This is a genomic window from Microcoleus sp. B3-D7 (assembly GCF_036705305.1).
In the GTDB taxonomy this organism is placed as follows: domain Bacteria; phylum Cyanobacteriota; class Cyanobacteriia; order Cyanobacteriales; family Microcoleaceae; genus Microcoleus.
Genome location: NZ_JAUBUE010000003.1, coordinates 71,681 through 97,436 on the forward strand (window position 1 = coordinate 71,681; position 25,756 = coordinate 97,436).

Sequence of the window (25,756 nt, forward strand, 5' to 3'; positions counted from 1 at the left end):
CCTGGGATTTGGACGCACAGCAAACCATGACACACTTAATAATGAATTACTACAGTCAACAGTCAACAGTCAACAAACTGATTAAGCACTTCTCAAAGCCACAATCGGGTCTAATTTAGCAGCTTGTTTTGCAGGTACGATGCCGAAAAATAAGCCGATGCTGCCGGAAACACCGACTGCAAGTGCGATCGCCACTGGGGAAACGCTAGCTTGCAGGGGAGTAAAAGCAGCTACTAAAAGCACGCCGCCGATACCAAATCCAGTGCCGATCGCCCCGCCTGCCGCTGATAAAATCACAGACTCGATCATAAACTGAATTAGGATATCCTGCTGAGAAGCTCCGATCGCCTTTCTCAATCCAATTTCCTTCGTGCGTTCCGTAACAGAAACCAGCATGATATTCATAATCCCGATGCCGCCGACAAACAGCGAAATTGCCGCCACGAAAGCCAACATCAACGTCAAAGCACCAGTAATACTGCCCAAAGTATTCATCAAATCTTTCTGATTTCGGACTGTAAAATCATCTTCCTTAGTAATTTTATGCCGCAATCTCAGCAAATTTTCTATTTGAAATTGGGCTGCTTGCATCATAGTTTCATCCTTGATAGCAACCGAAATAAATGTTACTTTTGTACCGTAGGGAGACGAGCGACCCACGATTCGATTTGCCATTGTTGTCAGCGGCAAATAAACGTTCATATCTTGATTGTCGCCAAAGCTGGAACCTTTTGCCTGCATGACTCCAATCACTTGAAAGCTCGAATTTTTGATGCGAATGTATTGGCCAACTGGTTGTGTATTGCCAAACAATTGTTCTGCTGCTTCCGATCCTAAAGCAACCACATTTTCTTGTCTTTCTAAATCTAATTTGCTTAAAAATCGACCTTGACCGACATCAAAGCTTCTAACTGTCAGAAATTCTGGGGTAGTTCCGACAATGGAAGATGAAACGTTTTTATTGCGGTAAGTAACGAGTTGACTGTCATTGAGAGTTGGTGCGACTTCTTGGACAGAAGGAACTTGAGATGCGATCGCCTCTGCATCTTCCACTACTAAAGTCTGTGGCGGTATCACCGGCCGGCTTTGCGCTTCAGGACTTCCGGGAATAATAAATAGCAAGTTTGAACCCAGAGAGTTAACTTGTCCCTCGATAAATGTTTGAGCTCCTTCCCCGATACCGATCATAGAAATTACCGAAGCATTGCCGATGATAATTCCTAACATCGTCAAGGTGCTGCGAAGCTTGTTTGCCATCAAAGTTGTGACAGCCATTTTGACGCTTTCAACAATATCCATAATTCGATTTAGAATTTTAGATTTTAGATTAAGGAATTGGTAATTGGGTAAGGTGCGCATTGCGCACCCTACTAATGACTCGCGCGCGAGAGGATAGCACTCAAATGACTACTTTTGATTCTTGATGATATCCTCTAGCTTTTTACCTTGAGGAAGTTCGGTAAAAACGCGATCGCCCGCAGCAGCACCCTCTAAAATCTGAATCTTGTTGCCAATAGTCGATCCAACAGTAACAGGCTTAAACTTCGGCTGCTGTTTCTCATCGGGAACTAGGACACCCGTTTGACCTTTATTAGTCACAATTGCCACCGTCGGCACAACTAAAGCATTGCTCAGCTTTTGACCGACAAATCTCAAATCTACATTCATCCCCGATTGCAGCGACTCTTTGCCCGTATCAATGGCAACTCGCACTTGAAATAGCGTCACATCCCGTTCCTTAACAGCTTCCGGCGCAATTAATTTAACGCGGCCTTTAAACACTTTGTCTGGATAAGCATCGGCGACTATTTCAACTTCTTGACCCGGTTTAATTTGACTGATATCAGCCTCCGGGACTTTCGCCAAAACTTCCACATCTCTAGCTAAAGCGACAATCGATGTCGAAGTTGCCGAAGTAGCTTCCGAGGCAGAAGTTGCCGGAGTTACAAAAGCTCCTTGGATGGCGTATCTTTGGGTAATAATTCCAGCAAAAGGAGCGCGAACTTTCGTATCTTCTAACTGCACTTCTTGAAAGCGGACTTGAGCTTGAGCTTCGGCTAATTCAGCTTGAGCTTGAGCTATTTCTTCCGGGCGAGAACCATTTTCTTGTGCTGCCAATTGGCTTTTTGCTTCAGCAACTGCTGCTTCGGCTTTGGCGATTTCTTCTGGACGGTTGCCGTTTTCTACTTGCGCTAATTTGCTTTTAGCTTCGGCAACTTCTGCTTCGGCTTTGGCAATTTCTTCGGATCGCGTGCCGTTTTGCAATTGGTTCAATGCTTGCTGCTCGACTTGCACAGCAGCTTGCAGTTGCTGAATTTGCGACAGCCGATTTTCTTGCAGTTGTTGCAGGCGTCTTTGAGATTCTATTAATTTAGCTTGGGCTGTACGATTTTCTTTAATTAACTCATCCAGTTTATCTTTAGCCAGAGCACCTTCTTCCACTAGCGGCCGATTGCGTTCCACCCGTTGAGCGGTTAGTTCGGCTTGGGCTTTACTCGAGTCAATTTGCGTTTGTGCTTGGGCAATTTCTTGTTTGACACTGCCGGTTTGAGCGTCTGCTAAACGAGCTTGAGCTTGGGCTAAACGAGCTCGCGCTTGGCTGACTTCTTCAACGCGGCTGCCGGCTCGCAGTCGCTGCAAGCCAGCTTGAGTTTGCTGCAAGCGGGCTCTGGCTCCTGCAACTTCTTCAACGCGGCTGCCGGCTTGGGCTTGCGCGAGACTGGCCTGGGCTTGATCTAAGCGCGCTCGGGCGCTGGCGATGTCTTCCGATCGATTCCCGGCTTCGATTTTGGCGAGTTTGGCTCGCACGCTGGCTTCGCGGGCTTTAGCTTGAGCTAGTTGAGCTTCTACATCGCGGCTTTCCATGCGGGCAACGATTTGTCCTGCTTCGACTTTATCGCCCTGTTCTACAAACAATTCTGCTATGCGCCCCGAGCCTTTGGGGCTGAGATTCACGCGCTGTACCGGCTGCACCGTCCCGCTGGACGTGATCCGCACCGTGAGGTTTTGCGCTTCCACCGGCACTGTCATAGTGGCGATCGCATCTACTTTGGGCTGCGATCGACTTTTTGCTACATATATAGTGGTCGGTACAGCTAGCAACCCGGCTGCAACCAACCCAATCGCCCACCGCTGCGGTTTGCGCGCGGGTTTCTTCGGAGACTGCTTTTGGGCGGTTTTATTATCTGCAATTTTGGTCTCTGCGGCCTTGGTGTCTAGAGTCTGAGAATCTTCCACTTTGACCTGAGCAGTTTCCTTTTTAGGGCTAACGATCATACCGACTCACCTAATTTAATCTCAGGATTACCTTAAAGGTAAAATTTTTGCTGATGCTTGGCATCGTCTTTCAGACTCATCCGATCGGGTGAATTTAAAAAAGTTCCCCAACCAGCACCTGTAAACAATTATAGCTAATCTTTGCAAGTTATTAAAAAATGTTAAGTTTTTTCAGCCTAAAGAGGTGGGCTCAAACAGAATCGCTTCCGGTTGCTGCAAAAAAAAAATATATTTTAGCAAAAAATATGATTTTTGGGATCTAGGAGCGCGCTCCTCACCACCAAGAAAAGCCGATCTGGCAGCGGGCGATCGACTACAGTAGGTTATTGCGGACTCGTGATAGCGATCGCAGCGGGATCTGCCAGTGCTAAGCTCGTAACGATACAGTATGGACACACTTAATTCTCATAAACCCAGTTTCACGGGTAGCGGTGCGTAAGTCCTGAATACATATCCGCCCTGTGTCCACAACAGGTTAAAATATTTTTCAAATTCGTTAAAAATGGACAAAAAAAACAATGAATCGTCCTCAAAGCGTTACTGTTTTGGCAATATTGCAGCTAATTAGCGGCGTCTTCAGCCTCCTTGACGGCTTGTTCATCTTACTTTTTGCTGGCATTTTTGGCGGTCTTGGTGCGGCTTTCGGCGGGGCAAAAGTTGGCACGGTAATCGGTGGTTTCATTGCAATTTTTGCTGCGATAAGTTTTATTTTAGGCCTCCTCTCCTTACTCTTAACTTGGGGCTTGTTTCAACTCAAAAATTGGGCTTGGACGGGAACGTTAATTGTCCATATCCTTGCCACCCTCACGCAAATTACCAAAATGTTGGGCAGCGGCGGTACAGCAGTCAATTTTTTAACTCTGGGTTTTGCAGTGGCTAGCATTTACTACCTGCTGCGACCGGATGTTAAACAAGCATTTCGGGTCTGATTTCCTTTTCATTAACGGTACTGAATTCTCGGATCGAAAAAAGCATAGGAAATATCAACCACCAGATTAATCAGTACAAAAGTTACAGCCACAAAAATTACTCCTCCTTGGACAATTGGGTAATCCCGCGTCAGAATACCCGTATAAATCCAAGAACCAATTCCCGGCCACGAGAAAATCGTTTCAGTCAGAATAGCGCCACCTAAAAGAGTGCCGAACTGCAAACCGATAGTTGTGACGATCGGTAAAAACGCATTTTTCAAAGCGTGTTTCAAAATCACCCAATATTCCGGCAATCCCTTAGCCCTTGCAGTGCGAATGTAATCTTGAGAAAGCACTTCCAGCATCGCAGAACGAGTGATACGAGCTATAATAGCCAGAGGAATAGTTCCTAAAGTCAAAGCTGGAAGGATTAAATGGGCGATCGCATCCCGCAAAGCCGCTAAATTCCACCTCAGCAAAGAATCCAAAATATAAATACCCGTAATCGACTTAAAACCAAACCCCAAATCTACACTAATCCGCCCGCTAGGAGGCAGCCATTTCAGATAAACAGCAAACAAATAAATCAATATCAATCCCAACCAATACACTGGCAAAGATACGCCAATTAACGAACCACTCATCGCGAGATTGTCCAGCCAGCTATTTTTCCGAACAGCAGCCAAAATTCCCGCCGGAATTCCGATAACAAGTGCCACCAACATCGCCACCACAGACAGTTCAAAAGTAGCAGGCCAGCGAATTATAATTTCATCAATTATCGGAATACCGCTAATAATGCTATTTCCCAAATCAAAGCGGATCAAACTCCATAAAAAAGCAAAATATTGCAAAGGCAAAGGCTGATTCAAACCTAATCTAGCTCTCAATATTTCCACCTGTTCGGGAGTTCCCCGTTCTCCCAAAAGCACTGTAGCTGGATCTCCCGGTATCAAATGCAAAAATATAAATACTAGCAGAGTGATTCCGAAAAGGACTGGCAATAGTCCCAGCAAACGTTTAACAATATATTGAAACATCAGTTGATCTCATTCACTTTGCAAATTTGCCAAAATCCGATCGACCGTTTCTTCTACCGTTAGATTGGTTGAATCCAGCCAGTAGCCAAGGCGAGGAGTTTCGGTACGGAGAATGCGATCGAAGGCATAAACCATTGTTTCGTTGGCATATCCGGTTTTCGTTCTTGCTACATCCCGTGCCGCTACAACTTCTGCATTGGGACACAGAACGATCGCGGACAACGGCACATCGTGGAAAGTGGCAAGTACCTCAGCCAGTGCCGAACCAATGATGATGTCTTGATAAACGACCGTAAAACCAGCGTGGAGATAGTGTCGCGCTGCCATTGCTGCCAGGTGATACCGCAGTTGAAGCTGCTGATATGCCTCGGCTGACAAATTTAACGCCATTTGGGCCTGTCCATTCACAATCATGCGACGAAAGATATCGCCGCGAAGGTGGACACTTTTGGGCAAGCGTTCGGCAAGTGATTGGGCCACACTTGATTTCCCGGCAGCCATGTTCCCGGTAATCAAAATAATTTGTGGCTGATGATTTGCAGGTTGCGGATTGCTGTCCATACTGTTTGTTAAGGTAAATTCAAGTTAAGTATGAGAACCGAGGAGAGGTGTCTCGATCTAAACTATCAATTTTTGCTCACTTCCTCAAAAGACTCAGACCCCAAAGGACTCGGAATCCAACATTGAATATTCTTGCGTTTGCCTAAAAGCGGCTGCGAATGTACGATGGGCAAACGCACAGCTTCCATGCAAAATCTCGCTAACTTCCTCATTAGATGTGAGATTTGAGATGTGAGAAGAAGAATAAAAATTTAAAAGTAAATTTATGTAAAGTATGAGGAACCAAAGAGAAGATATTTTGAGCGACAGTGACATACTTACGCACATACTTACGCAGACATAGGCTGTTGTAAAATAGATTTTATTTGAGCTGAATCTTGCAGGCGATCGCACTAGCACTAGATAAAAACGAGCGATCGCACTTTTAACCGGAATATACGCATTTTGTGACATAAATGAATTTGTGAGGTGTATTATGCCTTCCTCAACAATATCAGCAAGCGCGATCGCAGATGCCGTTGCAGGTACAATCCCTGAAACCACACTGGCTATTGGAAAACTAGCGCCTAGCTTTGAATGGCTCAAGCAATTCGGCACACCCAATGACGATCGCTTCCAGAGCGCAGCACTTGACAGTGCAGGCAATGTCTATCTGACAGGAAGCACCTTTGACCCTTTGAGTGGCACCAATCCAAGTACAAATGCCTGGGTAGCCAAATATGACAGCAGTGGCAGTCAGTTGTGGCTCAAGCAGTTAGGGGGCAGTAATAACTATCCCAGTGAAGTGACTGTTAATAGTGGTGGCAATATCTACCTGACAGGAAGCACTGCTGCCGCTTCACCACTGGGATATTTTGACAAATACGACGCTTGGGTAGCTAAGTATGACGGCACAGGCAGCCAGTTATGGCTCAAGCAGTTCGCTTTAGGAAACTTTGATGACTTTCCCTCAGATCTAGCTGTGGATACTGCTGGCAATGTCTACCTGACAGGAACAAGTGGCTATACAACTTCAGGTGCAGGTGGAGGCCCCAAAAGCGCCTGGGTAGCCAAGTATGACGACAGTGGCAACCAGTTGTGGTTGAAGAATGTCAATTCTGACACCCACGACATCTCCGATGGCATAAAAGTGGACAGCAGTGGCAATGTCTATCTGACGGGCACAAACTATAACTTTTCAAAAGGCTATCCACCGGATGTTGACACCTGGGCAGCCAAGTATGACAGCAATGGCAATCAGTTGTGGTTGAAGGAATTCGGGACTGCTGACTCTGACTACGGAGAAATCACAGCCCCCTCAGATTTAGCAGTGGATAGCGCTGGCAATCTCTACCTGACTGGAGAAACCAACGGCTCTTTGGGAGGTCCCAATGCAGGCAGTGAAGATATTTGGGCAACTAAGTACGACAGCAATGGCAATCAGTTGTGGCTCAAGCAATTCGGGAGTCCTGAAGATGATTTCCGCCCAAACTTAGCACTTGATAGCGCTGGCAATCTCTACCTGACGGGAGAAACCAACGGCTCTTTGGGAGGCCCCAATGCAGGCAGTGAAAATATTTGGGCAACTAAATACGACAGCAATGGCAATCAGTTGTGGCTCAAGCAATTTGGGACTGCAAAATCTGACTCCCCCTCAGACTTAGCAGTCGATACCGCTGGCAATGTCTACCTCACAGGAGAAACCGACGGCGCTTTGGGAGGCACCAATGCAGGCGGTCAAGATATTTGGGCAACTAAGTACGACAGCAATGGCAACCAGTTGTGGCTGAAGCAATTCGGGACTGCTGAATCTGACTCCTCCTCAGAATTAGCACTCGATAGCGCTGGCCATCTCTATCTCACGGGACAAACTAACGGCGCTTTGGGAGGCCCAAATGCAGGCGGTCAAGATATTTGGATTGCTAAACTCGGCACAATCACAGAGGTAGTCACACCAACACCAGTACCAACACCGATACTAATATCGACGCCTACTCCCACAACAACGCCGACGCCTACTTTCACACCAACTCCTACGGCAACACCAACGCCCTCAATCACTCCAACGCCCAGTCCCACATCAACACCAACGCCCTCAATCACGCCAACGCCCAGTCCGACATCAACACCAACGCCATCTGTCACACCGGCACCAACGCAGAACTCTTCTCCAATTATGGGTACTGATGGCGACGATATCCTTCTAGGCGATCGCAGCAACGATACCATTAGCGGTAAACAGGGAAACGATACCCTCAGCGGTATTGATGGCAATGATTGGATGCAGGGTCATCAAGGAAATGATTTTCTCGAAGGTAGCAACGGGGATGATACGCTTTACTGTGGCAAGGGCAATGATACTTTGCTTGCGGGGAACGGTGAGAATGTTTTATTTGGCGATGGCGCTTCTGACAGTCTCATTGGCGGTGAAGGGAATGATACTCTCTACGGCGGTCAGGGAAATGATACCCTATTTGGCAGCTTGGGAAATGATTGTTTAATTGGAGGTTTGGGGAGCGATCTATTCCTCTTAGGACTTGATGTCGGAACGGATACCATTTTAGATTTTGAAGACGAGAAAGATTTGCTCACACTTGCTAGCGGTATCACCTTCTCTCAATTAGCAATCACTCAAAGTAACAGTGCAACTTTAATCCGGTTTGTGCCAACAGGACAAATCTTGGGATCTCTGATCACGATATCGGCGAGTCAAATTAATGCTGCCGACTTCACTTTCCTCTAAAACATCACTTACGCATAAACTCTATCTGTAGGGTACATCTCGCTCTAACTTCTCAATTTTTGCTCACTTCCTCAAAAGACTCAGAACCCAAAGGACTCGGAATCCAACCTTGAATATTCTTGCGTTTCCCTAAAAGCGGCTGCGAATGTACGATCGGCAAACGCACAGCTTCCTCGTGCAAAATCTCGCTAACTTGCGCATAAATTTTCGCCCTAGCTGCTTTATCGCCACTCGCCCTCCCCTGTTCCAAAAGTTCCAGAACTTTAGGATTTTTCCAATTTCCCAAATCCCCCGTGGAACCAGGCCCGAAGTGAGGATAATAAAAATTGTCTGGATCGCCGTAATCTCCAGTCCAACCCATCATAAAAGCTTGAAATCCGGGAGGTTTGAGGCGATCGGCTAAATAAGCAGACCAATCCTTTGTTAGCAATTTTACCCGAATCCCGATCGCGCTCAAATCCGCCGCCAAAGCCTCAGCAATCGGCTTCGGCGTGGGAAAATAGGGACGGCTGACGGGCATATACCACAAATCCAAATCAAAACCGTTCGGATAACCGGCTTTCGCCAGCATTGCTTTAGCTTGCTGCGGGTTAAATTCATAATCTTTAACTTTATCAGACGCAGCCCAATTCAGCGCAGGCGGGATAAATTGCGAGTCGTATTTTCCCAGTTCTCCCCAGAAAGCTTTGACTATTGCTGGCTTGTTAATTGTTTGGGCGATCGCCCGCCTGACTTCCGGTTTTGACAAAGGTTCGTAACTCGGATTTAAGGCTAAATAACCGACATTAAAAGAAGGTCGCACAACAGCTTCTAAATTAGCATCTCCCTGAACTTCTTTCAATTGATCTGGCGTTAAATCCACAGTAAAATCAAGTTGTCCTGCTCGCAACTGAGCCAGTCTCGCCGCCGGATCGTCAACAAAACGAACTACCAATTGATTGACTTTTGGTGTACCCGTTTTCCAATAATTAGGATTTTTTTCTACAACAATGCGATCGCCCGATCGCCATTCCTGAAACACAAAAGGCCCCGTACCCACCGCCAGCGACCCCGGAGTGCCGTATTTAGCACCCGCTTTTTTCACCGCCGCCGGACTCGCCATCCCGAAATAACCAGACCCTATCGCCGAGGGGAAAGCAGCAAAAGGTTGATTTAAAACAAACTTAATTGTAAACTTATCAACAACTGCCACATCTTTTACCAGGGAATTTTTATCTCCCTTAAAACCACCAAAAAAATTCTTCCAAATTGGATAAGTTTTGCCAGATTCTCGATAACCGTTAGGATTGTTGGCATCCCACCAGCGATCCACATTAAACTTTACAGCTTGCGCATCAAAATCCGTACCGTCGTGAAACTTTACCCGCGAACGCAACTTAAAAGTCCAAGTTTTACCATCTTTAGAACTTGACCATTCAGTAGCCAGACTCGGTTCAAGTTCCACAGTTCCCGGTTTGAAATCAGTCAAGCGATTGTAAATTTGGTCGATAACAATCACCGAATTGCCATCAGTAATATTTCCCGGTTCCAGATTGACCGGCGGCCCGCCCGCACCGTAAACTAAAGCCCCCGCCGGAACCGCAGCAGGAGTTGTTGGAGTTGGAGAATTATTGCTAACCGTGTTTGAGGGCGTGCCGCAATTGGATAAAATTACAGCCATCCCAAAAACTAGACTTAATAAAACTAAACGCCAGGGTTTTAACAATCTCATTTCAATCGCTCCGGTTTAATAGAAAATTGTACTCATATCAATAAATTTCTAATTTGCTCTTTCTCTCACCTCTGTAGTTTCTGCCTTATCGGCACTTCATTTAGTAAATTCTCTATTAAAATCTAATCTCAACTAACAAACCAAATATAGCAGCCTGATGATATCATGCCGGAGGGGAAAATCTCAACCCACACCTTTACATTAGGCGACGCAACCAGCATGAAAGCTAACGTTGGCGCCCCAGCTAGAAGGGTCATTCGATTTGAGGTTTTAGATTTTAGATTTTAGATTTTAGATTTACTCCATGAATCTGGGGGGAACATCTCATATTTGTAAAAACACTTCTTATGGCTCCTTTCTTCTTCCTCTTTCCTTCTGCCTCCTGCCTCAAAAGTCCAATTTCTAGCTTAGCTGCTTTCCTTTAGATGCTTCCGATCTGGGAGCTTGAACTAATAAATCGCAGAGTGCGTAAGCACCCTGCGATTCACTCAAAACTACTCGTCAATTACTGCGGTTTTTGACCGTTTTGCATCCGGTTTTTAGCATTTTGCCGGCGCTGCTGCATCATTTGAGCTAATTGGCTGCGCTGTTCGGCAGTGAGCACTTCTCGCATTGCGAGTGTAATTTCAAATTGGACCTCTTCAAACTGCTGTCTCAATCCCATTATTTGACGGTGTTTTTCACGGATTTCGCTGGCATTTGCCGTGCCGGACATCATCGTGTCCAATTCTTGTCTGGCTTGGCGGACTGCTTGCATCCGCTGGGAAACTTGGTCTTTGTAGCGATCGCGAACTGCCTGCATTTGCTGCTTTTGGTCTGCGCTTAAATTAAGTTTCTCGAACATCCCACCTTCCCTGCCACCTGGTCGATTGGGACGCTGGTTTTGTGCAATTGTTTCCGGTTCTATGGGATTGGGAACTGCTATTGCTGCGGCTGTGCTGCCGAGAGTCAGCATTAAAACGGCTAGGGCAGAAATACGACGAATTGACATGAAAATTGCCTCTTTGATATTACTTATTTGTTGGCGGTTCACTGTCAGCACCCTGGCTGAAAGTCAACCAGTCTGTTTGTGAGCGATCGGTCATATTTTCTTGGGGAGAATCATGCAGTACGCCCTCCCAGTTAGTAACTAAAAATGCTTCTAACTGAGCTGTTTCCTTATCTGGCAATTGTGCAGTCTCAAACGGACGGTAGCCCGACCAAAAAACTAGCAGGCTAGCAGCAATCGCAGACGAGAAAGCCCACTTAGAAACAGAGGATATTTTTAACCGGTCATCAGACTTAGCTGAGGCACTGGCTCGCGTTTTTTGGGGGTGGGTTTCATGGAACACACTCGCCTGATTACTTTCGATGGCTGCTAGAATTTTTTGCTCTAAATCTGGTACAGCTTCAGGAATATTGGGGCGATGTCGCTTCAAGAAATTAACTAACTCTTGGTCGCTGCTTGGGTTATTCATAGCTCGCTGACACCTTCTTTTTGCAAAAATTGCCGCACAGCATTTCGGGCATAAAACACGCGAGATTTGACAGTTCCTGCTGGCAGTCCCAAAATTTGGGCTACTTCTTTTTGCGGGATGTCTTCTAGGTCGTGCAGCACCAAAACGCTGCGGTGTTCAAAGCTCAGTTGATCCAGTCCCCGCTGCACTAAATCTTCATAGTGCAACTGCATCAAGTCGGATGTATTATCTTTGAGAATAACCCCATCCATTACTTCTTGATTTTTAAGTTGGGAGTCAAAAGAATGCTGTTTAGCAAATGCTTGTCTTTGGTCGGAAGCCACATTCCAAGTGATTCGATAAAGCCAAGTAGAAAAGTTTTCCTGGTGCTTGAGTTTGGGCAATCCTTTCCACACTCGCAGAAATACTTCTTGTGCTAAATCGTCAAGAAGTGACGGGCCGCAGAGTTGGTACAGGGTTGACCTGACTTTGTGTTGGTAGCGTTTGTAAAGGTAGCGAAAGCAAGTGCGATCGCCCTTTAAACATTGAGCAACTAAGTCCGAGTCGGAACAGTCATCGGTTAAAACATTGGCTGACACAGCTAACACCTGTGAAGTCTCCCCCACCAGTTCGTTATCTGAAGTGTTTAGACAGGGCGATCGCAAAAAAGGTTCAAAGGATTTAAAATTTTTTTTCGACGAGGCGGCAGGTAGGGAAACGCCACTGCCGTGTCCTGATTTTTCCTGTAATTAACGGGTTCCGAGGTGTAAACCTGGGAACCCAGATCCAGAGTCCCAGCCTTGGTTGAGAAAATGGACGCTCTGACTCGCCCCAGAAGCGTTACTTTTACAAGTGATTTAGAAAAGCTATGTATAGCGGTTATCAATTAAGGGAGGTACAAGTTTAGATTAAATAATTGAATAATTGGGGAATTTACGAATCAATTAAAAACTCCTCAATCCCCCTATTTAAAATCTCAATCTGTACATCATCTACCTGAGAAAAGCTATAGTAGACTTACCGCTTTTATTAATCTGAGAGTTTGAGGCGATCGCCTGTCTGCGATATTGCTCGATCCAGGATTGAATTGCCAATTTAAATTCAGCTTTTTGTGCGTCTTGAATTCCTTCTGGATCGAAGCGAGCGCAATAATGAATCTCTATCAACAATGCTAACTCTTCGAGACCATATAATTCCGGTTTTTCTTTTTTTAACCTCTCGATCCAATTTTTTAAAGACTCGGAAGGAGGGCGAATCAATCCCGACTCATTTAATGCCTGTTCGATTAAATAAAATTCCGATTTCGGACTCAAAGAATCTTTGTTATAAATAGCTTTTAGCCATCTTTGCTTGTTAGATAAAAGGCGTACATTTTTCTTAAAATTAGGATTACACCTCCAAAAAAATATTAATGCCAGCAGGATGACTCCCCCATACTTCAATCCATTGCTACCTGATAAATACCGCAACCCCAGCAAAAATTTGTAACTCAATAGCGACCATAAATCAGAGATAAATGCCCATCGGGGAGCAGCAGCATCCTCCATGCTTTCCCAATCAGAAGGCGTAGGATCGAAAGCTTGCCATTTTCCCGCGATATAAGCCAAAGTCCAAGCATGAGCATGGCGACTTCTTACAATATATTGGTTCTCCAAAGAACTAAATTCGTGAACAGAATATCCAACAGCATAACGGGCTGGAATACCGAGTTTTCTCAGGAGAAGTGTCGCAGCGGTAGCAAAATATTCACAATGTCCAGAGCGAGTGTCCAGTAAAAATGTTGATAGAGGCGTAGCATCATTATCTTGGCCCCTCAGCTTCAGTGAATAAACGAAATTTTTCATGAAAAACCACTCTATTTTATCTAATATTTCTGGTGGCGACTTTCCTTGAGTATTCACTTGACTGAGGATTTTATTCAGTGCAGCTATTTCGGATTTGGGTATTTGCAGGTCGTCTTCTGTAGGCGGGCTATCTACAGAATAATTATTATTAAAGTAGCTTCTATAAGCCAGCATATCAACTTTCCCCACCACTTTTATTGTGCCATATTTATTCTTTTCCATCTGACTGACAGGCAATGCGTCAATTTTAAAAGTTCCATCTGGCAGCTTTAATAAACCTTGGTTGCCTTGGAGTGTAGCCGAAATAGTAATCGTTGATGGATTGGGTAGTTGGTCGCCTAAATCCCAAGTTGTGCCATTAATCTTTGGTTGTACGGGAACAAAGTTAGGATTTAAGGCCAGCCAAAGTGAAGAGTTGTAGCGATTATAAGTGGCTTCTCTTAGCAGTCGGGGAGGAGTCTGTTTAGCTTCAGGAGCAACTCTAAAAATAATTTCATTTGACTGTTTTAATAATCCCACTGACCCGATGTTCGTTTGTTTTTTCAAAAAATCTGTTTCTTGAGAGTTCCCCTGACTAAGCCATGAGATTGCTTGCTGTTCTACTGCTAGGTGAAGTTGGTGCAGGCCCATCTGTCCTATAAATCCTATACTGCCAGCAATTAACATCAGACCCAGCCAGAGAATAGATGAAAATCTTTTCGGTCTCACAGACCACAAAGCAATAGCAGTTAAGGCAAATATCCCAGCATAAAAAGAGATCTCTCTACTGTTCGTCGCACTAGCGGATAGCAGACAACAGATAAAATATGGATAACTTAGATTCACCATCAAGGGGTTAAGTGGTGCTTTTTTTGTGGCTTTGTTTAGCCACAAAAACATTAGGCGTATATCCAGACTTTCCTTAACAGAATATATCTGAGCAGCTACCAGTGGAAAAAATACACCAGGAAGCCACTGCAACAAATTATATATCAAGTAAATAGAGCGGTTGGCGACCAGGAGATAAACCAGCAAACAGCACAAAAAAATCAGGCTGAAATTAGCAATGCGCCTAAAATCACTAGCTGAAAAATCCCACCGATAAGGCAACCAGTTAGCTGCCTCTAAAATCAGAGCAATTGGCAAAGCAAAAAACCATAGTCCCGTCTGCCAGCCCCAAAAAATTACACTAGCACCCAAAAGAAAAACTGGCATTTTCATAATTTCATTAACTCCTCTTGTATTTGACCTAGCTTTAAGATATGGCAGCGTGTTAAGTCATCTTTAATCAACTCTAAATTTAAGCTATCTAATTGAGCGTCTGGCTCTGTTAAAATTAAAACTAATGTATGGATACCGCGACTTCTCAGATAATTTACTAATGTTTTTCTAGGTTCGTCCCAACACAAGAATATACAAATACAACCACTTAGGAGAGAGACTTTCTCCATCAAAACTGAGGTGAGCGAGTCAAAAGCTTTATCCTGACAGGCCGCAACAGAGGCGAGAATTTCTAGCATTTTTTCAGTAGAGTTCAGCCCTCTGCCAAAGGTAAAACAATAAGCTTCTTGAACTACAAACATCAAATCCAATAATGATTCTTGAGTCTGAACTTCATAGGATAATGACGCAGCAATTGAGATAGCCTCTTCTAAAATTTCACTATATTTTACACTTTGAAATGTATCCAAAATTAAGGCGTGCCTCACAAAAAATTCATCCTGTTCTTCTTTGACCATTGGCTTACCTGCTTTTGCCCAACTTTTCCAGTGAATTTTGCGTAGCGGATCTCCCGGTCGATAATCCCGCAGAGACCTAAATTCCTCGGAATCTCCTACGGATGAAGCTAATGTTACGCCACCTGATTGATATCTTCTTGAGCCAGGAAGCTGAATTGGTGGTAAATGATATAGTTTTGGTAAAATTAAGATAGACTGGGGCAAGGAAATTGTTTTACAAGCATTCCAAATCCCAAAAGGATCTGACCTAGTAACTGTTAGACCTGTCAGGCGGATAACACCTCTGTATGACGGCGTAATTTCACATACCACTTCTGTTTTGCTATTGGGTAGGAGAGGAGGCAATTCTATGGCTTTAGCTGTGGCGCATTGTTTTCTATAACTCAGCCACAGCCAACGATAATAGCCCAAGTATTTATCCAATGAATTGCGCTGTTCTTCACCTGGTTCAGGTGTTTCTGTAAATTCTTGAAAACTTGGCCAGGTGTCGGCAAAATTTTCCCCCATTTTCAGATTGTTTTGACTCTGGCTAGTTTTGTTATGAATGATAATACGGTATTTTAAAGTAACTCCAACAGTTGCAAACTTTGGCAAGAACCGTACTGCGTTGAAGCGGAAGCGAAAAAATCTACTGAAAATTATGGCTATTCCTATAATTGACAACAGGAAAGTAAAGATTTGATAAGTCACAGTCTGATTAGTATCTAATCCTAAAATTCCCGCTAAAAGCGTGCAGCTAAGCACTGCTAACCCATTGTTAGTCAATCGCTTCTTTCGCGATCGATTTACGCGCGCACCGAAGCGAAAAATAGCGTAGAAAACACGTTTCATTTTTTAGGCTGGTACAGGAATAGATTTGATAATTTCTTCAACAACACCTGTGGCCATTCTACCCGAAAAACGCGCTTGAGGTTCCATTACTAGGCGATGAGCGATTACTGATACCGCTTGTTCTTGAATGTGTTCTGGGGTAACAAACTCATAGCCATCGAACAAAGCTAATGCTTGAGCAACTTTCATTAAAGCTAGGGAAGCTCTGGGACTCGCCCCTAGTTGTACGCCTTCGGCTGAGCGAGTTGCATTCACGATATCTACGAGGTAACGTTTCAATTCTTCACTAATTCTAACTTGCTTTACCTGCTGTTTTAAGCTAATTAAATCCTCTAAATTAACGCAGGTTTGAAGTGTATCAATAGGATGTTGATGGATTTGATCTCCGAGCAGGTTAACTTCGTCTTCTGGCGAGATGTATCCTAGACTAAATTGAACTGCAAAGCGATCCATTTGGGCTTCAGGAAGTGGATAAGTGCCACGAGATTCTACTGGATTTTGAGTAGCAATGACAAAAAATGGGTCTTTAAGTTTGTGCAAATTTCCGTCAATGCTGACTTGAAATTCTGCCATTGCTTCTAGGAGGGCGGATTGGGTTCGCGGTGATGAGCGATTGATTTCGTCAGCCAAGATAATATTAGCAAAAATTGGACCTTCGTGGAAATGGAACGTGCGTTGATTGGGGTCGAGCATGGATATGCCCAAGATATCGGATGGCAAAAGGTCAGGTGTAAATTGAATGCGTTTAAAGCTGACATCGACAGATAAGGCTAGGGCTTTAGCTAGGGTAGTTTTACCTGTACCGGGATAATCTTCTAGGAGGACGTGCCCGCCACTCACAAAGGCTGACAGCAATTTCCTGATTGCTGCTGATTGCCCTTTCACCACTTTTTGAATGTTGTTGGAAATCCTTTGATAAATTTCTCTGCCCGACTGAGCATGATTTTCTGTAATTGCTTTATCCATTATTTATTCTGTTCGTAGCGTTCGGTTACTGTCCCGCTGATTGGCTTGTTCCGATTTAACTATTTACAGCATTTTTCCAATATGTATAAGTTTTTAAACCAATAATTTCTTTATTTTCATTATATATCTCGTCCAAACACCTGAAAAGAGCCAAAGCATAATTCTTCAATCCCAAATTTGTCAAACTTGTGAGAATCCTAGTCAGCCGCAGATAGTTGTGATTAAATGGTTCAATCCACTCTCTTTTTCTTGACAAATATTCCTCGGATTTGGCAATTACAATTTCTGCGTTTTCCCCTTCGCGGCATTCCAGCCCGTAAAATGCCAGCATGACTTTTAGAGATTTGACTAAGCGACTTCTCAACTCTTCAGTTGTTCTAAAAGCTTGAATCACCTCATCATTTAAAGTCGGAGCACTGGAATTAAAGCGGCTCTTTTCTCTCAGCGGAAACAGCCATTGAATGTAATTGTGCACCGATTCCAGCTTCTGGTAATCCCACGACCACATATCCTCGATCGCCCGACCTTGTGAATCAGGCTGCTGACCGAGATAGAATGCTAAAATTTTGTTTTGTTTGGTTGAATCACTCATTGATAAGCTGTTTTGTATCTAAATTGTATTTTTGGGCGGGCGGGACGCCCACCCCACAACCAGAAAATTAATTTTTTGTGTGGAACAGGCATCCTGCCTCTTCTTCAAAATAGTTTTCTTGAGTCGGTTTTAACTGAGTTTAGCTATTAGCCAGGGGTTTAAACCCCTGGCTGCTTCCCCCGCTTTAGCGCAGAGTTACAAACTCTTCAGCAGTCGATGGGTGAATGCCAATAGTCGCGTCGAAGTCTTTCTTCGTAGCTCCCATATTAACAGCGATCGCCATTCCTTGAATAATCTCGCCCGCGTCTTTCCCAACCATGTGTACGCCCAAAACTCTGTCAGTATTAGTTTCAACGATTAACTTGACAAAAGTTTTCTCGTCTGCACCTGTCAAAGCGTGAAACATCGGTCGAAACTTGGCTGTGTAGCACTTAATTGAGTCGGGAAACTTTGCTCTAGCCTGCACTTCGTTTAAGCCGACTGTACCTGCTTCCGGCTGCGAAAATACCGCCGACGGGACATTTTCGTAACTGATTGCTCTGGGATTGTTGCCAAATTCAGTATCTGCAAAAGCGCGTCCTTCGGCGATCGCAATTGGCGTTAAATTGATGCGGTTGGTGCAATCTCCGACAGCAAAAATGTGCGGCTGACTGGTGCGGCTGTTTTTGGTAACTGCGATCGCACCTTTATCTGTTTCTACTCCCGCATTTTCTAAACCCAATTTTTCTAAATTAGGCTGACGCCCGGTAGCGCACAACAGCGCGTCTACTATTAGCGTTTCTTCGGATTTTCCCGACAGAGTTAATTTTAAGCCTTCTGGGGTTTTCTCAATGTGGTTGATCGAGCTTTCTGTCAAAATGTTTATTCCGTGCTTAATCATTCCTTCTTGCACGTTGGTGCGAATTTCTGTGTCAAATTCGTTCAAAATTAAATCGCGGCGGATGATTTGAGTTACTTGGCTTCCCAATCCGTTCATAATGCAAGCAAATTCGACGCCGATGTAGCCGCCGCCCCAAATTGCCAACCGTTTTGGCTGCTCTTTTAGGAGGAATATTTCGCGAGAGGTAATCGCGTGTTCGATGCCGACAATTGGGACTCTTTGCGCTTCTCCGCCGACTGCAATTAAGATTTTGGCTGCGGTAAATTTCTTGTCACCAACTTCGACGGTGTGGGGATCAATAAATTTGGCGTATCCTGAGATTAATTCGACTCCGGCTTTTTCGAGAAAGCTGATGTGCAGTTTGCTCAGCCGCCGCACTTCTGCGTCTACGGTGGTGATGAGTTTTTCCCAATCAAAGCTGCTTTCTACTGGACTCCAACCGTAGCCCACCGCATCTTCGTAAAGGTGCGAAAATGTTGAGGCGTACACCATGAGTTTTTTGGGGACACAGCCGCGAATTACGCAGGTTCCGCCTACCAAGTCATTTTCGGCGATCGCCACTTTTGCGCCGTAGGATGCTGCTCGCTTGGAACTCGCCAATCCGCCGGAACCCGCACCTATCACAAACAAGTCGTAGTCGTATGTCATAATTGTCTGTACCTTTTTATCGCCAACTTACCAATTTTACGCTTTACTTTTCTTAATGATATCTCAAAAATTTTTTGTTTTTTTTGGGGTCTACTACTTTACTTTTTGCCCTTAACCAGGTATTATTAAAAAATAGAAATCTATGCTTTAATATAAAATTGCTCACACTCCCATTATTAGAGTATAACACAAGCGAACGACAAAAAAAATATAAAAATTTCTATCTTTTGAGAGCGCTACCAAGAAGGCAAGACCGAATTGTCGATCGCTCGTTATAGCCAAGTCGAACTCCCGTAAATCCCTGTAAAAAAGCGCAACTTTGATGCTATTCCCGATTTTCAAGGGGTTGTAGGGGCAACAATCAGGGGGGAGCAGGGCTAATCGCAGCGCACCGATAGAAAACTGATACTACCCTAACCTATCGGGGCAATCACGGGAGATTACCCTACAGTTTTTGATAATTTCCTCACTCCTTGATAATTGCTATATTATAAACATAAATTAATTCTCGGGCTAGCTTTATGATCGAGTGGCTGGTACTTTGGGGAGCAACGGAAGCAGTAGGCATTCTCGTTAAACCCATCTTAGAAGATTTAGTCAAAGACGGCGCGAAGGATTTTGCTAAAGATTTTTTTAAAGATTCCCTGAAAAACGTCTTAGTCGAAAAAGACCCCCGACAAGTCGCAGCGGGCAAAGCAATCAAAAAGTTTTTGGAGTTGGTGCAACAGCAGTTAAAAATCGCCGGACTTCCACCCGAGGAAATTAAGCGGTATATTAAAGATGTTAAACAGTTTATCAATAACAAGTCTGTTAAGGAAATTTTGAGCAAGGCTTTTGAGAGCGATCGCGAATCTCTCGATGCCGAACTTCTCGAACAAACCTGGAGTCAGCTAGATTTAACTCCTTTGCCGCCAAGATTTAAGTGGCAAACCATCGCCAATCAGTATCTCGCAGAAGTTCAAGAAATTCTCTTTGACTCAAAAGACTTGCGCGATATCTTGAATGCTCAAAATCTGGATAGCATTCAGAAAAATACTCAAGAAATGGCGGGGATTATTCCCGATTTTGACTTGAGGCAATATCAAGAAGCTCTGTGCGAGCGTTACAGCAATCTCAATTTAAGCAGCGTCGATCCCAATACCTACGATTATCGGGAAAAGCTGAAAGTTTGGCAAATCTTTATTTTCCAAGATGTGCGATCGATTTACGAATCATTCCTGCCCCAAGCTTACGAAATTCCTAAAGAACATCAACGGCGGTTGCAAGACTGCAATCAATTAGACGCGATCGAACTAGAAAATTTAGAGAAATATCGGCGCGGTTATTTTTCTCAGCCGATCGTATCCGTGTTAGATGTTATTAATGACAAGCAAAAGTATCCCTACATTGTTATTTTAGGCGACCCGGGTTCTGGCAAGTCTACTCTGTTACAATATTTAGCATTAAACTGGGCGAGATCGCCCTTAAATAGCGTGACATCTCTGCTGATTCCGCTGCTAATAGAATTGCGGACTTACATTCGCAGCGGGGAATCAGGACATTGCAAGAACTTCCTCGAATTTTTCCATCAAAGTCCGGGTTCAATTTGTCACTTGAATCAGCATCAATTGCAGGAACAGCTTAAAGCAGGCGACGCTGTGGTGATGTTCGACGGGTTAGATGAAATTTTCGATCCCGGGAAACGAGATGATGTAATTACCGCGATTCATCGGTTTACCAATGAGTATCCCCGCGTGCGAGTGATTGTCACTTCTCGGATTATTGGTTACAAACCTCAACGGTTGCAAGATGCAGAGTTTCATCACTTTATTCTCCAAGATTTGAACGCGGAACAAATTCAGGATTTTGTTCGCCGCTGGCACGACTTAACTTTTACTGATGCAGGGGAAAAAGCGCGGATTCGCGATCGCATGGAAAGAGCATTAGCGTATTCATCTACGATTAGAGATTTAGCGGGTAATCCGTTATTGTTGACGATTATGGCGATTTTAAATCGCAGTCAAGAATTGCCGAGAGACAGGGCGGAACTTTACAATCAAGCTTCGCGGGTATTGCTGTATCAATGGGATGTGGAAAGGTCTTTAGTAGAGGATAGCAGGCTCGATCCGAAAACTATTGATGCTAAAGATAAGCAAGAAATGCTGCGGCGAGTCGCTTACAAAATGCAAGCAGCACCTGAAGGGTTGGCTGGCAATATTATTAGTGCGGAAGATTTGGAGAATACCCTCACAGCATATCTGAAGAGTAAAGATTTCGATCGACCGAAAGAGCGGGCAAAGTTGATAATTAACCAACTGCGAACTCGCAACTTTATTTTATGTTATTTGGGTGCGGATACTTATGGGTTTGTGCATCGAACTTTTTTGGAATATTTCTGTGCGTCGGAGGTTGTATATCGATTTGAAAAAACCCGCAAACTTTCTTTAGAAAAGTTAAAAACAGAGGTTTTTGGTACGCACTGGGATGATGAATCTTGGCAGGAAGTTTTGTGCTTGATTGCGGGATTGATTGATGGACGGTTTACAGGGAAATTGATTGAGTTTTTGATTGAACAGTCTGAGGAATTTGAAAATTGCCAGAGCCTGTTTTTGGCTGCAAAGTGTTTGAACGAGGTCAGAGATAGAAAAGTTATTGCTGGGATTGATAGTGAATTGCTTGAACGTTTAAAAGAGTTAACGAAGTGTGCTCTCAGCGAGCAGAGCATAGGTCTTCATGTAAATGGCAAAGAAATTGAACTGGTTAGAGAAATTCATACTCAAGCAGTAAGTGCGATCGCCTTTACTTGGAAAGATGACCCTAAAACCTTACTTTGGCTCAAACAACTGGCTGAATCTGATGATGATAATTGGGGTGTGCGATATTCCGCGATCCAAGAATTAGCATGGGGATGGAAAGATGATTCCGAAACCTTACCTCTCCTCAAACAACTGGCTCAATCTGAAGATGACAATTGGGCCGTGCGACACGCAGCAGTCCAAGAATTAGTACGGGGCTGGAAAAATGACCCGGAAACTTTACCCATTCTCAAACAAATAGCTCAATCTTATGATGATTCCCTTGTGCAACGTTTAGCCGTCCAAGAATTAGCATACGGATGGAAAGATGACCCTGAAATCTTACCTATTATCAAACAAGTAGCTCAATCCAGTGGTTGTAGGGTTGTGCAAAGTGCCGCTCTTCAAGAATTAGTACGGTGGTGGAAAAAAGACTCTGAAACCTTACCTATTCTCAAACGACTCGCTCAATATGATGATAGTTCATATGTGCGAGAAACAGCACTTCAAGAATTAGCCCGCGAGTGGCAAGATGACCAGGAAATCTTAGATATTCTCAAACAACGCGCTCAATATGATGATGAGTCGGATGTCCGAGAAGTAGCAGTCCAAAAATTAGCACGTGGGTGGAAAGATGACCAGGAAATCTTACCTATCCTCAAACAATGCGTTCAATATGATGATGATTCAGATGTACGAATTGCCGCATTCCTAGAATTAGCACGTGGGTGGAAAGATGACCAGGAAATCTTACCTATCCTCAAACAATGCGCTCAATATGATGATAATTCAGATGTACGAATTGCCGCATTCCTAGAATTAGCACGTGGGTGGAAAAATGACCCAGAAACCTTATCTATCCTTAAACAACGCGCTCAATATGATGATGATTTTAGGGTGCGATTTTTAGCACTTACAGAACTAGCATATGGGTGGAAAGATGAACCAGAGATACTTGAAGGGTTGTGCGATCTAGCTATCAATCATCCTTTTGAACGTCAGTATAGCTTCCAATATAACCCCAGACAAACAGCAATTGAAATCATGGTCAAGCAATACCCCGATCGCCCAAAAACTTTAGAAATACTTCGCGATCGATTTGCCAACGATCCAGATCAACAAGTCCGCCAGTTTGCCCAGAAAAAGTTGACCCAATTAGAGAAGCTGTGATAGAAACACAAAAAGCAGAAAAAAAATCTAACTGTAGCCACTAATCTACCCAAAGCTTATGCAGAAATAGTTGAATTTTTGGCGACGGCCACACTTCCCACAGCATTATAAACTTTCCACTCTCGGAGGAAGCAAAAGAGCATATCCTAGACCTAATTTATGCCCACAATAATCAAGGCTTGACCCGCGCTGGAAAAAGCAAATTACATAACTATCTAGTGCTAGAACATCAGATGACTCTCATCAAAGAGCTCACAAACACGTCCTTAAAGATTTAGTTTTTTTATATCTCGTAAATTAGCGTCCAAACGATCGCCCTTCCACCCGCCAAAACCGATAAGAAGTGTTAAGTTAGTAGTTAGTTGTGTCGATCGCACAGAAAAAAAATGCCTGAACTACAAACCGATACATACCAAGACCTCGACCCGCAAGTCCTCTCAAAGCCCGTTGTTGTCGGTCTGGAAGACGTAACAAAAGTTTACGGGATTGGCGACCTGGAAGTTCGCGCCTTAAACGGCGTCAGCTTGACCGTAAGAGAAGGAGAATATTGCTCGATTATGGGCGCATCGGGTTCCGGCAAATCTACAGCTATGAATATTATCGGCTGTCTCGATCGACCTACGAGCGGCAGTTACTACTTAGACGGCGTAGATGTCGCCCAAATGCCCGAAGGAGAATTAGCCGGAATTCGCAATTTAAAATTAGGTTTTGTCTTCCAACAATTTCACCTGTTGCCTCAACTGACAGCATTAGAAAATGTCATGTTACCCATGGTTTATGCCGGCATTCCCGCAGCAGAAAGGCGCGAACGGGGAGTAGAGGCTTTAACAAAAGTAGGCCTGGAAAGTCGCCTGCAAAATAGACCGAATCAACTATCAGGAGGACAGCAGCAGCGCGTAGCCATCGCCAGGGCTATCGTCAACCGTCCCGTGTTGCTGCTGGCTGACGAACCTACAGGTGCATTGGATACAAAAACTACTCAAGAAGTAATGGATATTTTTACCGAATTCAACGAAAGCGGCATGACAGTTGTTATGGTAACGCACGAACCCGAAGTGGCGCGTCAAACTCGCCGCGTTGTCTGGTTCCGCGACGGTAAAGTTATTCACAACAATCTCAACCCCGAAGAGCTTTCACACGCTGTATTTTAGTATAAGAGTCCGCCAAAAGCGAAAAGAAAATTGGGCGATTCAAACCGCTTCTAGACAAACGAAGTCCGCCTACGCGGACTGAAGAATTAAGAGGGTATCAGTCCTATGCAAGAAGACTTTAGCTATTAGACAGGGGTTTTCAACCCCTGGCGGACTAATAGACAAAACACCCGATATTTGCTTAATGAAAAGCACTCGGAAAAGCTTCCCAAACTCGATCGACAAAATCTCTAAGTTGCCGAGATGCGATCGCACCATCCTTTTTTTCAGCATCCAGAGAGTGCAACTCGGTCAATAGTGAAATTACCTCAGTATCTAAAGCCGCCCGAAACAAGCTAAGCGGCCAAAGCAAATCAGCACCATCTCGCAAATCCGATAAAGTGTATTCTGTCGGTGAATCCTTCCCCGACACCGATACAACTAACATCAAAGGGCGCACCCAACAAACTTGACGTGCCTCAACCACTTGGATTACCTCGGAATGCAGGCACGCATCTCCACATTCTAAACTAACAATTTGACCAGGCTTAAAGTTCAAAGCACAACCCATTAATGCTCACACTTAATACAGACATAACAAAGCAGGCAAATAAGTGCTGCATCTCTCCACAGCACCCGAAAACATTATATCATAATTCCTTCTTCCTTCTTCCGACTGCCATCGGACTGACATCCGTTACATCCCGTACATTGCTCGTTGCCGGACTTCCTTCTTCCTTCTTCCTGAAATCCGTTACATCCGTTACAGAATCCGTTGCCGAACTTCCTTCTTCTCCTCAACTTTCATCAAGCTTTTTAAGATCCATTTCGAGCTGGGCACTCAACAATCGTGCTTCTTTTTTACCACCGCCACCATTGGCATAATCCGCCACGGAAATCGGAGCACCGATCGCAATTTTTACCTGAGCACCCCATTGAGGAATGCGCGGGCGATAGCGGATACTCATCGGTACAATTTTCACCCCCAAACCCGGTTTGCTCAACTCTGCTTGCATTGCCAAACGCGCCAATCCCGGCTTAATCGGATGAACTTCGCCATCCTGAAAAATACCGCCTTCGGGAAAAATCACCAACATTTCCTTGTCGAGGAGTAGTTCCACCCCATAGCGGAGACTGCCAATTGCCGGATGCTTGAGATCCACAGGAAACCCTCCCAAATTTCTGATGAACCAACCTTGCAGTCCTTTCACTTCATCAGCAGTTACCATAAACCGCAAATCGCGTCCAGTCACCTTCTGTCCCGTTGAATAGGGCATCATCAGGGCATCCCACCGGGAGCGGTGCGTAGGGGCTAAGATGACAGGCCCGTCTTTCGGCAAGTGCTCCTGTCCGGTTATCTCAATCTTGCCAAAATGAAACGGTAGGACAACATAGTGACCTAGCGGATAGAGCAAGGAGGTTAACCAAGGAGAAACGCGAGAGGTATTAGATGCTACCTTGGCAGGCATTGGCTTCACTAGAGATGATTTACTGGACTCAACGGCGATCGTGGCGGTGTGGGGCATAGCAATTAAGCTGCTGTCTC

Annotated in this window: 19 protein-coding genes; 4 read left to right on the forward strand and 15 right to left on the reverse strand. The window is 44.5% G+C overall.

Annotated features, from left to right (window positions below; translation table 11 throughout):
- Window positions 1-81 precede the first annotated feature (81 nt).
- Both QUB25_RS03450 and QUB25_RS03455 read right to left on the reverse strand, forming a co-directional pair.
- Window positions 82-1,299 carry an ABC transporter permease gene (locus tag QUB25_RS03450; RefSeq protein ID WP_333182009.1) on the reverse strand — a complete coding sequence of 406 codons (1,218 nt, stop codon included), beginning with the start codon at window positions 1,297-1,299 and terminating at the stop codon, window positions 82-84.
- Between the two features lie 108 nt (window positions 1,300-1,407).
- Window positions 1,408-3,276, reverse strand: coding sequence for an efflux RND transporter periplasmic adaptor subunit (locus tag QUB25_RS03455; protein ID WP_333182010.1), 1,869 nt, complete (start codon window positions 3,274-3,276; stop codon window positions 1,408-1,410).
- Window positions 3,277-3,794: 518 nt separating this feature from the next.
- Here QUB25_RS03455 and QUB25_RS03460 point away from each other — a divergent pair.
- Window positions 3,795-4,205, forward strand: coding sequence for a hypothetical protein (locus tag QUB25_RS03460; RefSeq protein WP_333182011.1), 411 nt, complete (start codon window positions 3,795-3,797; stop codon window positions 4,203-4,205).
- Window positions 4,206-4,216: 11 nt separating this feature from the next.
- Here the strand turns inward: QUB25_RS03460 and QUB25_RS03465 are convergent, their stop codons facing one another.
- Both QUB25_RS03465 and QUB25_RS03470 read right to left on the reverse strand, forming a co-directional pair.
- Complete coding sequence (locus QUB25_RS03465; RefSeq protein ID WP_333182012.1) at window positions 4,217-5,227, reverse strand: ABC transporter permease; 1,011 nt, start codon at window positions 5,225-5,227, stop codon at window positions 4,217-4,219.
- Between the two features lie 9 nt (window positions 5,228-5,236).
- Complete coding sequence (locus tag QUB25_RS03470) at window positions 5,237-5,788, reverse strand: AAA family ATPase (RefSeq protein ID WP_333182013.1); 552 nt, start codon at window positions 5,786-5,788, stop codon at window positions 5,237-5,239.
- 475 nt (window positions 5,789-6,263) lie between these two features.
- Here QUB25_RS03470 and QUB25_RS03475 point away from each other — a divergent pair, with 475 nt between their 5' ends.
- Entirely contained in the window at window positions 6,264-8,510 is a 2,247-nt protein-coding gene (locus QUB25_RS03475; protein WP_333182014.1) for an SBBP repeat-containing protein, read from the forward strand.
- A 52-nt stretch (window positions 8,511-8,562) separates the two neighbouring features.
- Here QUB25_RS03475 and QUB25_RS03480 read toward each other — a convergent pair whose 3' ends face one another.
- The 9 genes from QUB25_RS03480 to gor all read right to left on the reverse strand — a co-directional run bounded on the left by QUB25_RS03480 (window position 8,563) and on the right by gor (window position 19,136).
- Window positions 8,563-10,221: an ABC transporter substrate-binding protein gene (locus QUB25_RS03480; protein ID WP_333182015.1), complete on the reverse strand. Its 1,659-nt coding sequence runs from the start codon at window positions 10,219-10,221 to the stop codon at window positions 8,563-8,565.
- A gap of 505 nt (window positions 10,222-10,726) precedes the next feature.
- The gene (locus tag QUB25_RS03485; protein WP_333059259.1) at window positions 10,727-11,212 is read right to left on the reverse strand and encodes a Spy/CpxP family protein refolding chaperone; all 486 of its coding nucleotides are present in this window, start codon (window positions 11,210-11,212) and stop codon (window positions 10,727-10,729) included.
- A 19-nt stretch (window positions 11,213-11,231) separates the two neighbouring features.
- Window positions 11,232-11,678 (reverse strand): hypothetical protein, encoded by a 447-nt coding sequence (locus QUB25_RS03490; RefSeq protein WP_333182016.1) that lies wholly within the window; start codon window positions 11,676-11,678, stop codon window positions 11,232-11,234.
- Window positions 11,675-12,265, reverse strand: a complete 591-nt coding sequence (locus QUB25_RS03495) for a sigma-70 family RNA polymerase sigma factor (RefSeq protein WP_333182160.1) — start codon at window positions 12,263-12,265, stop codon at window positions 11,675-11,677. Before QUB25_RS03495 ends, QUB25_RS03490 begins: the two co-directional genes overlap by 4 nt.
- Before the next feature lie 384 nt (window positions 12,266-12,649).
- A complete protein-coding gene (locus tag QUB25_RS03500) occupies window positions 12,650-14,695 on the reverse strand; it encodes a transglutaminase-like domain-containing protein (protein WP_333182017.1) in 2,046 nt (681 codons plus the stop codon).
- 2 nt (window positions 14,696-14,697) lie between these two features.
- Entirely contained in the window at window positions 14,698-16,050 is a 1,353-nt protein-coding gene (locus QUB25_RS03505) for a DUF58 domain-containing protein (protein ID WP_333182018.1), read from the reverse strand.
- 3 nt (window positions 16,051-16,053) lie between these two features.
- Window positions 16,054-17,016 (reverse strand): MoxR family ATPase, encoded by a 963-nt coding sequence (locus QUB25_RS03510; RefSeq protein WP_333182019.1) that lies wholly within the window; start codon window positions 17,014-17,016, stop codon window positions 16,054-16,056.
- Between the two features lie 55 nt (window positions 17,017-17,071).
- On the reverse strand, window positions 17,072-17,608 hold the full coding sequence (locus tag QUB25_RS03515) for an opioid growth factor receptor-related protein (RefSeq protein WP_333182020.1): 537 nt from the start codon (window positions 17,606-17,608) through the stop codon (window positions 17,072-17,074).
- A gap of 184 nt (window positions 17,609-17,792) precedes the next feature.
- Window positions 17,793-19,136 (reverse strand): glutathione-disulfide reductase, encoded by a 1,344-nt coding sequence (gor, locus tag QUB25_RS03520; RefSeq protein ID WP_333182021.1) that lies wholly within the window; start codon window positions 19,134-19,136, stop codon window positions 17,793-17,795.
- 521 nt (window positions 19,137-19,657) lie between these two features.
- On the opposite strand from gor, the gene QUB25_RS03525 reads away from it, so the two are divergent.
- Together QUB25_RS03525 and QUB25_RS03530 are read left to right on the forward strand one after the other, a co-directional pair.
- The gene (locus QUB25_RS03525) at window positions 19,658-23,080 is read left to right on the forward strand and encodes a HEAT repeat domain-containing protein (RefSeq protein WP_333182022.1); all 3,423 of its coding nucleotides are present in this window, start codon (window positions 19,658-19,660) and stop codon (window positions 23,078-23,080) included.
- Between the two features lie 386 nt (window positions 23,081-23,466).
- Window positions 23,467-24,231, forward strand: a complete 765-nt coding sequence (locus QUB25_RS03530; protein ID WP_333182023.1) for an ABC transporter ATP-binding protein — start codon at window positions 23,467-23,469, stop codon at window positions 24,229-24,231.
- A 181-nt stretch (window positions 24,232-24,412) separates the two neighbouring features.
- Here QUB25_RS03530 and QUB25_RS03535 read toward each other — a convergent pair whose 3' ends face one another.
- Window positions 24,413-24,769 carry a hypothetical protein gene (locus QUB25_RS03535; protein ID WP_333076501.1) on the reverse strand — a complete coding sequence of 119 codons (357 nt, stop codon included), beginning with the start codon at window positions 24,767-24,769 and terminating at the stop codon, window positions 24,413-24,415.
- Window positions 24,770-25,007: 238 nt separating this feature from the next.
- On the reverse strand, window positions 25,008-25,736 hold the full coding sequence (locus QUB25_RS03540) for a lysophospholipid acyltransferase family protein (RefSeq protein ID WP_333182024.1): 729 nt from the start codon (window positions 25,734-25,736) through the stop codon (window positions 25,008-25,010).
- Window positions 25,737-25,756 lie beyond the last annotated feature (20 nt).

What these genes read in the sequence shown, in the direction of transcription:
- QUB25_RS03450 (WP_333182009.1), bottom strand. Translation starts at nt 1,299, where the DNA reads ATGGATATTGTTGAAAGCGTCAAAATGGCTGTCACAACTTTGATGGCA.
- QUB25_RS03455 (WP_333182010.1), bottom strand. Translation starts at nt 3,276, where the DNA reads ATGATCGTTAGCCCTAAAAAGGAAACTGCTCAGGTCAAAGTGGAAGAT.
- QUB25_RS03460 (WP_333182011.1), top strand. Translation starts at nt 3,795, where the DNA reads ATGAATCGTCCTCAAAGCGTTACTGTTTTGGCAATATTGCAGCTAATT.
- QUB25_RS03465 (WP_333182012.1), bottom strand. Translation starts at nt 5,227, where the DNA reads ATGTTTCAATATATTGTTAAACGTTTGCTGGGACTATTGCCAGTCCTT.
- QUB25_RS03470 (WP_333182013.1), bottom strand. Translation starts at nt 5,788, where the DNA reads ATGGACAGCAATCCGCAACCTGCAAATCATCAGCCACAAATTATTTTG.
- QUB25_RS03475 (WP_333182014.1), top strand. Translation starts at nt 6,264, where the DNA reads ATGCCTTCCTCAACAATATCAGCAAGCGCGATCGCAGATGCCGTTGCA.
- QUB25_RS03480 (WP_333182015.1), bottom strand. Translation starts at nt 10,221, where the DNA reads ATGAGATTGTTAAAACCCTGGCGTTTAGTTTTATTAAGTCTAGTTTTT.
- QUB25_RS03485 (WP_333059259.1), bottom strand. Translation starts at nt 11,212, where the DNA reads ATGTCAATTCGTCGTATTTCTGCCCTAGCCGTTTTAATGCTGACTCTC.
- QUB25_RS03490 (WP_333182016.1), bottom strand. Translation starts at nt 11,678, where the DNA reads ATGAATAACCCAAGCAGCGACCAAGAGTTAGTTAATTTCTTGAAGCGA.
- QUB25_RS03500 (WP_333182017.1), bottom strand. Translation starts at nt 14,695, where the DNA reads ATGCCAGTTTTTCTTTTGGGTGCTAGTGTAATTTTTTGGGGCTGGCAG.
- QUB25_RS03505 (WP_333182018.1), bottom strand. Translation starts at nt 16,050, where the DNA reads ATGAAACGTGTTTTCTACGCTATTTTTCGCTTCGGTGCGCGCGTAAAT.
- QUB25_RS03510 (WP_333182019.1), bottom strand. Translation starts at nt 17,016, where the DNA reads ATGGATAAAGCAATTACAGAAAATCATGCTCAGTCGGGCAGAGAAATT.
- QUB25_RS03515 (WP_333182020.1), bottom strand. Translation starts at nt 17,608, where the DNA reads ATGAGTGATTCAACCAAACAAAACAAAATTTTAGCATTCTATCTCGGT.
- gor (WP_333182021.1), bottom strand. Translation starts at nt 19,136, where the DNA reads ATGACATACGACTACGACTTGTTTGTGATAGGTGCGGGTTCCGGCGGA.
- QUB25_RS03525 (WP_333182022.1), top strand. Translation starts at nt 19,658, where the DNA reads ATGATCGAGTGGCTGGTACTTTGGGGAGCAACGGAAGCAGTAGGCATT.
- QUB25_RS03530 (WP_333182023.1), top strand. Translation starts at nt 23,467, where the DNA reads ATGCCTGAACTACAAACCGATACATACCAAGACCTCGACCCGCAAGTC.
- QUB25_RS03540 (WP_333182024.1), bottom strand. Translation starts at nt 25,736, where the DNA reads ATGCCCCACACCGCCACGATCGCCGTTGAGTCCAGTAAATCATCTCTA.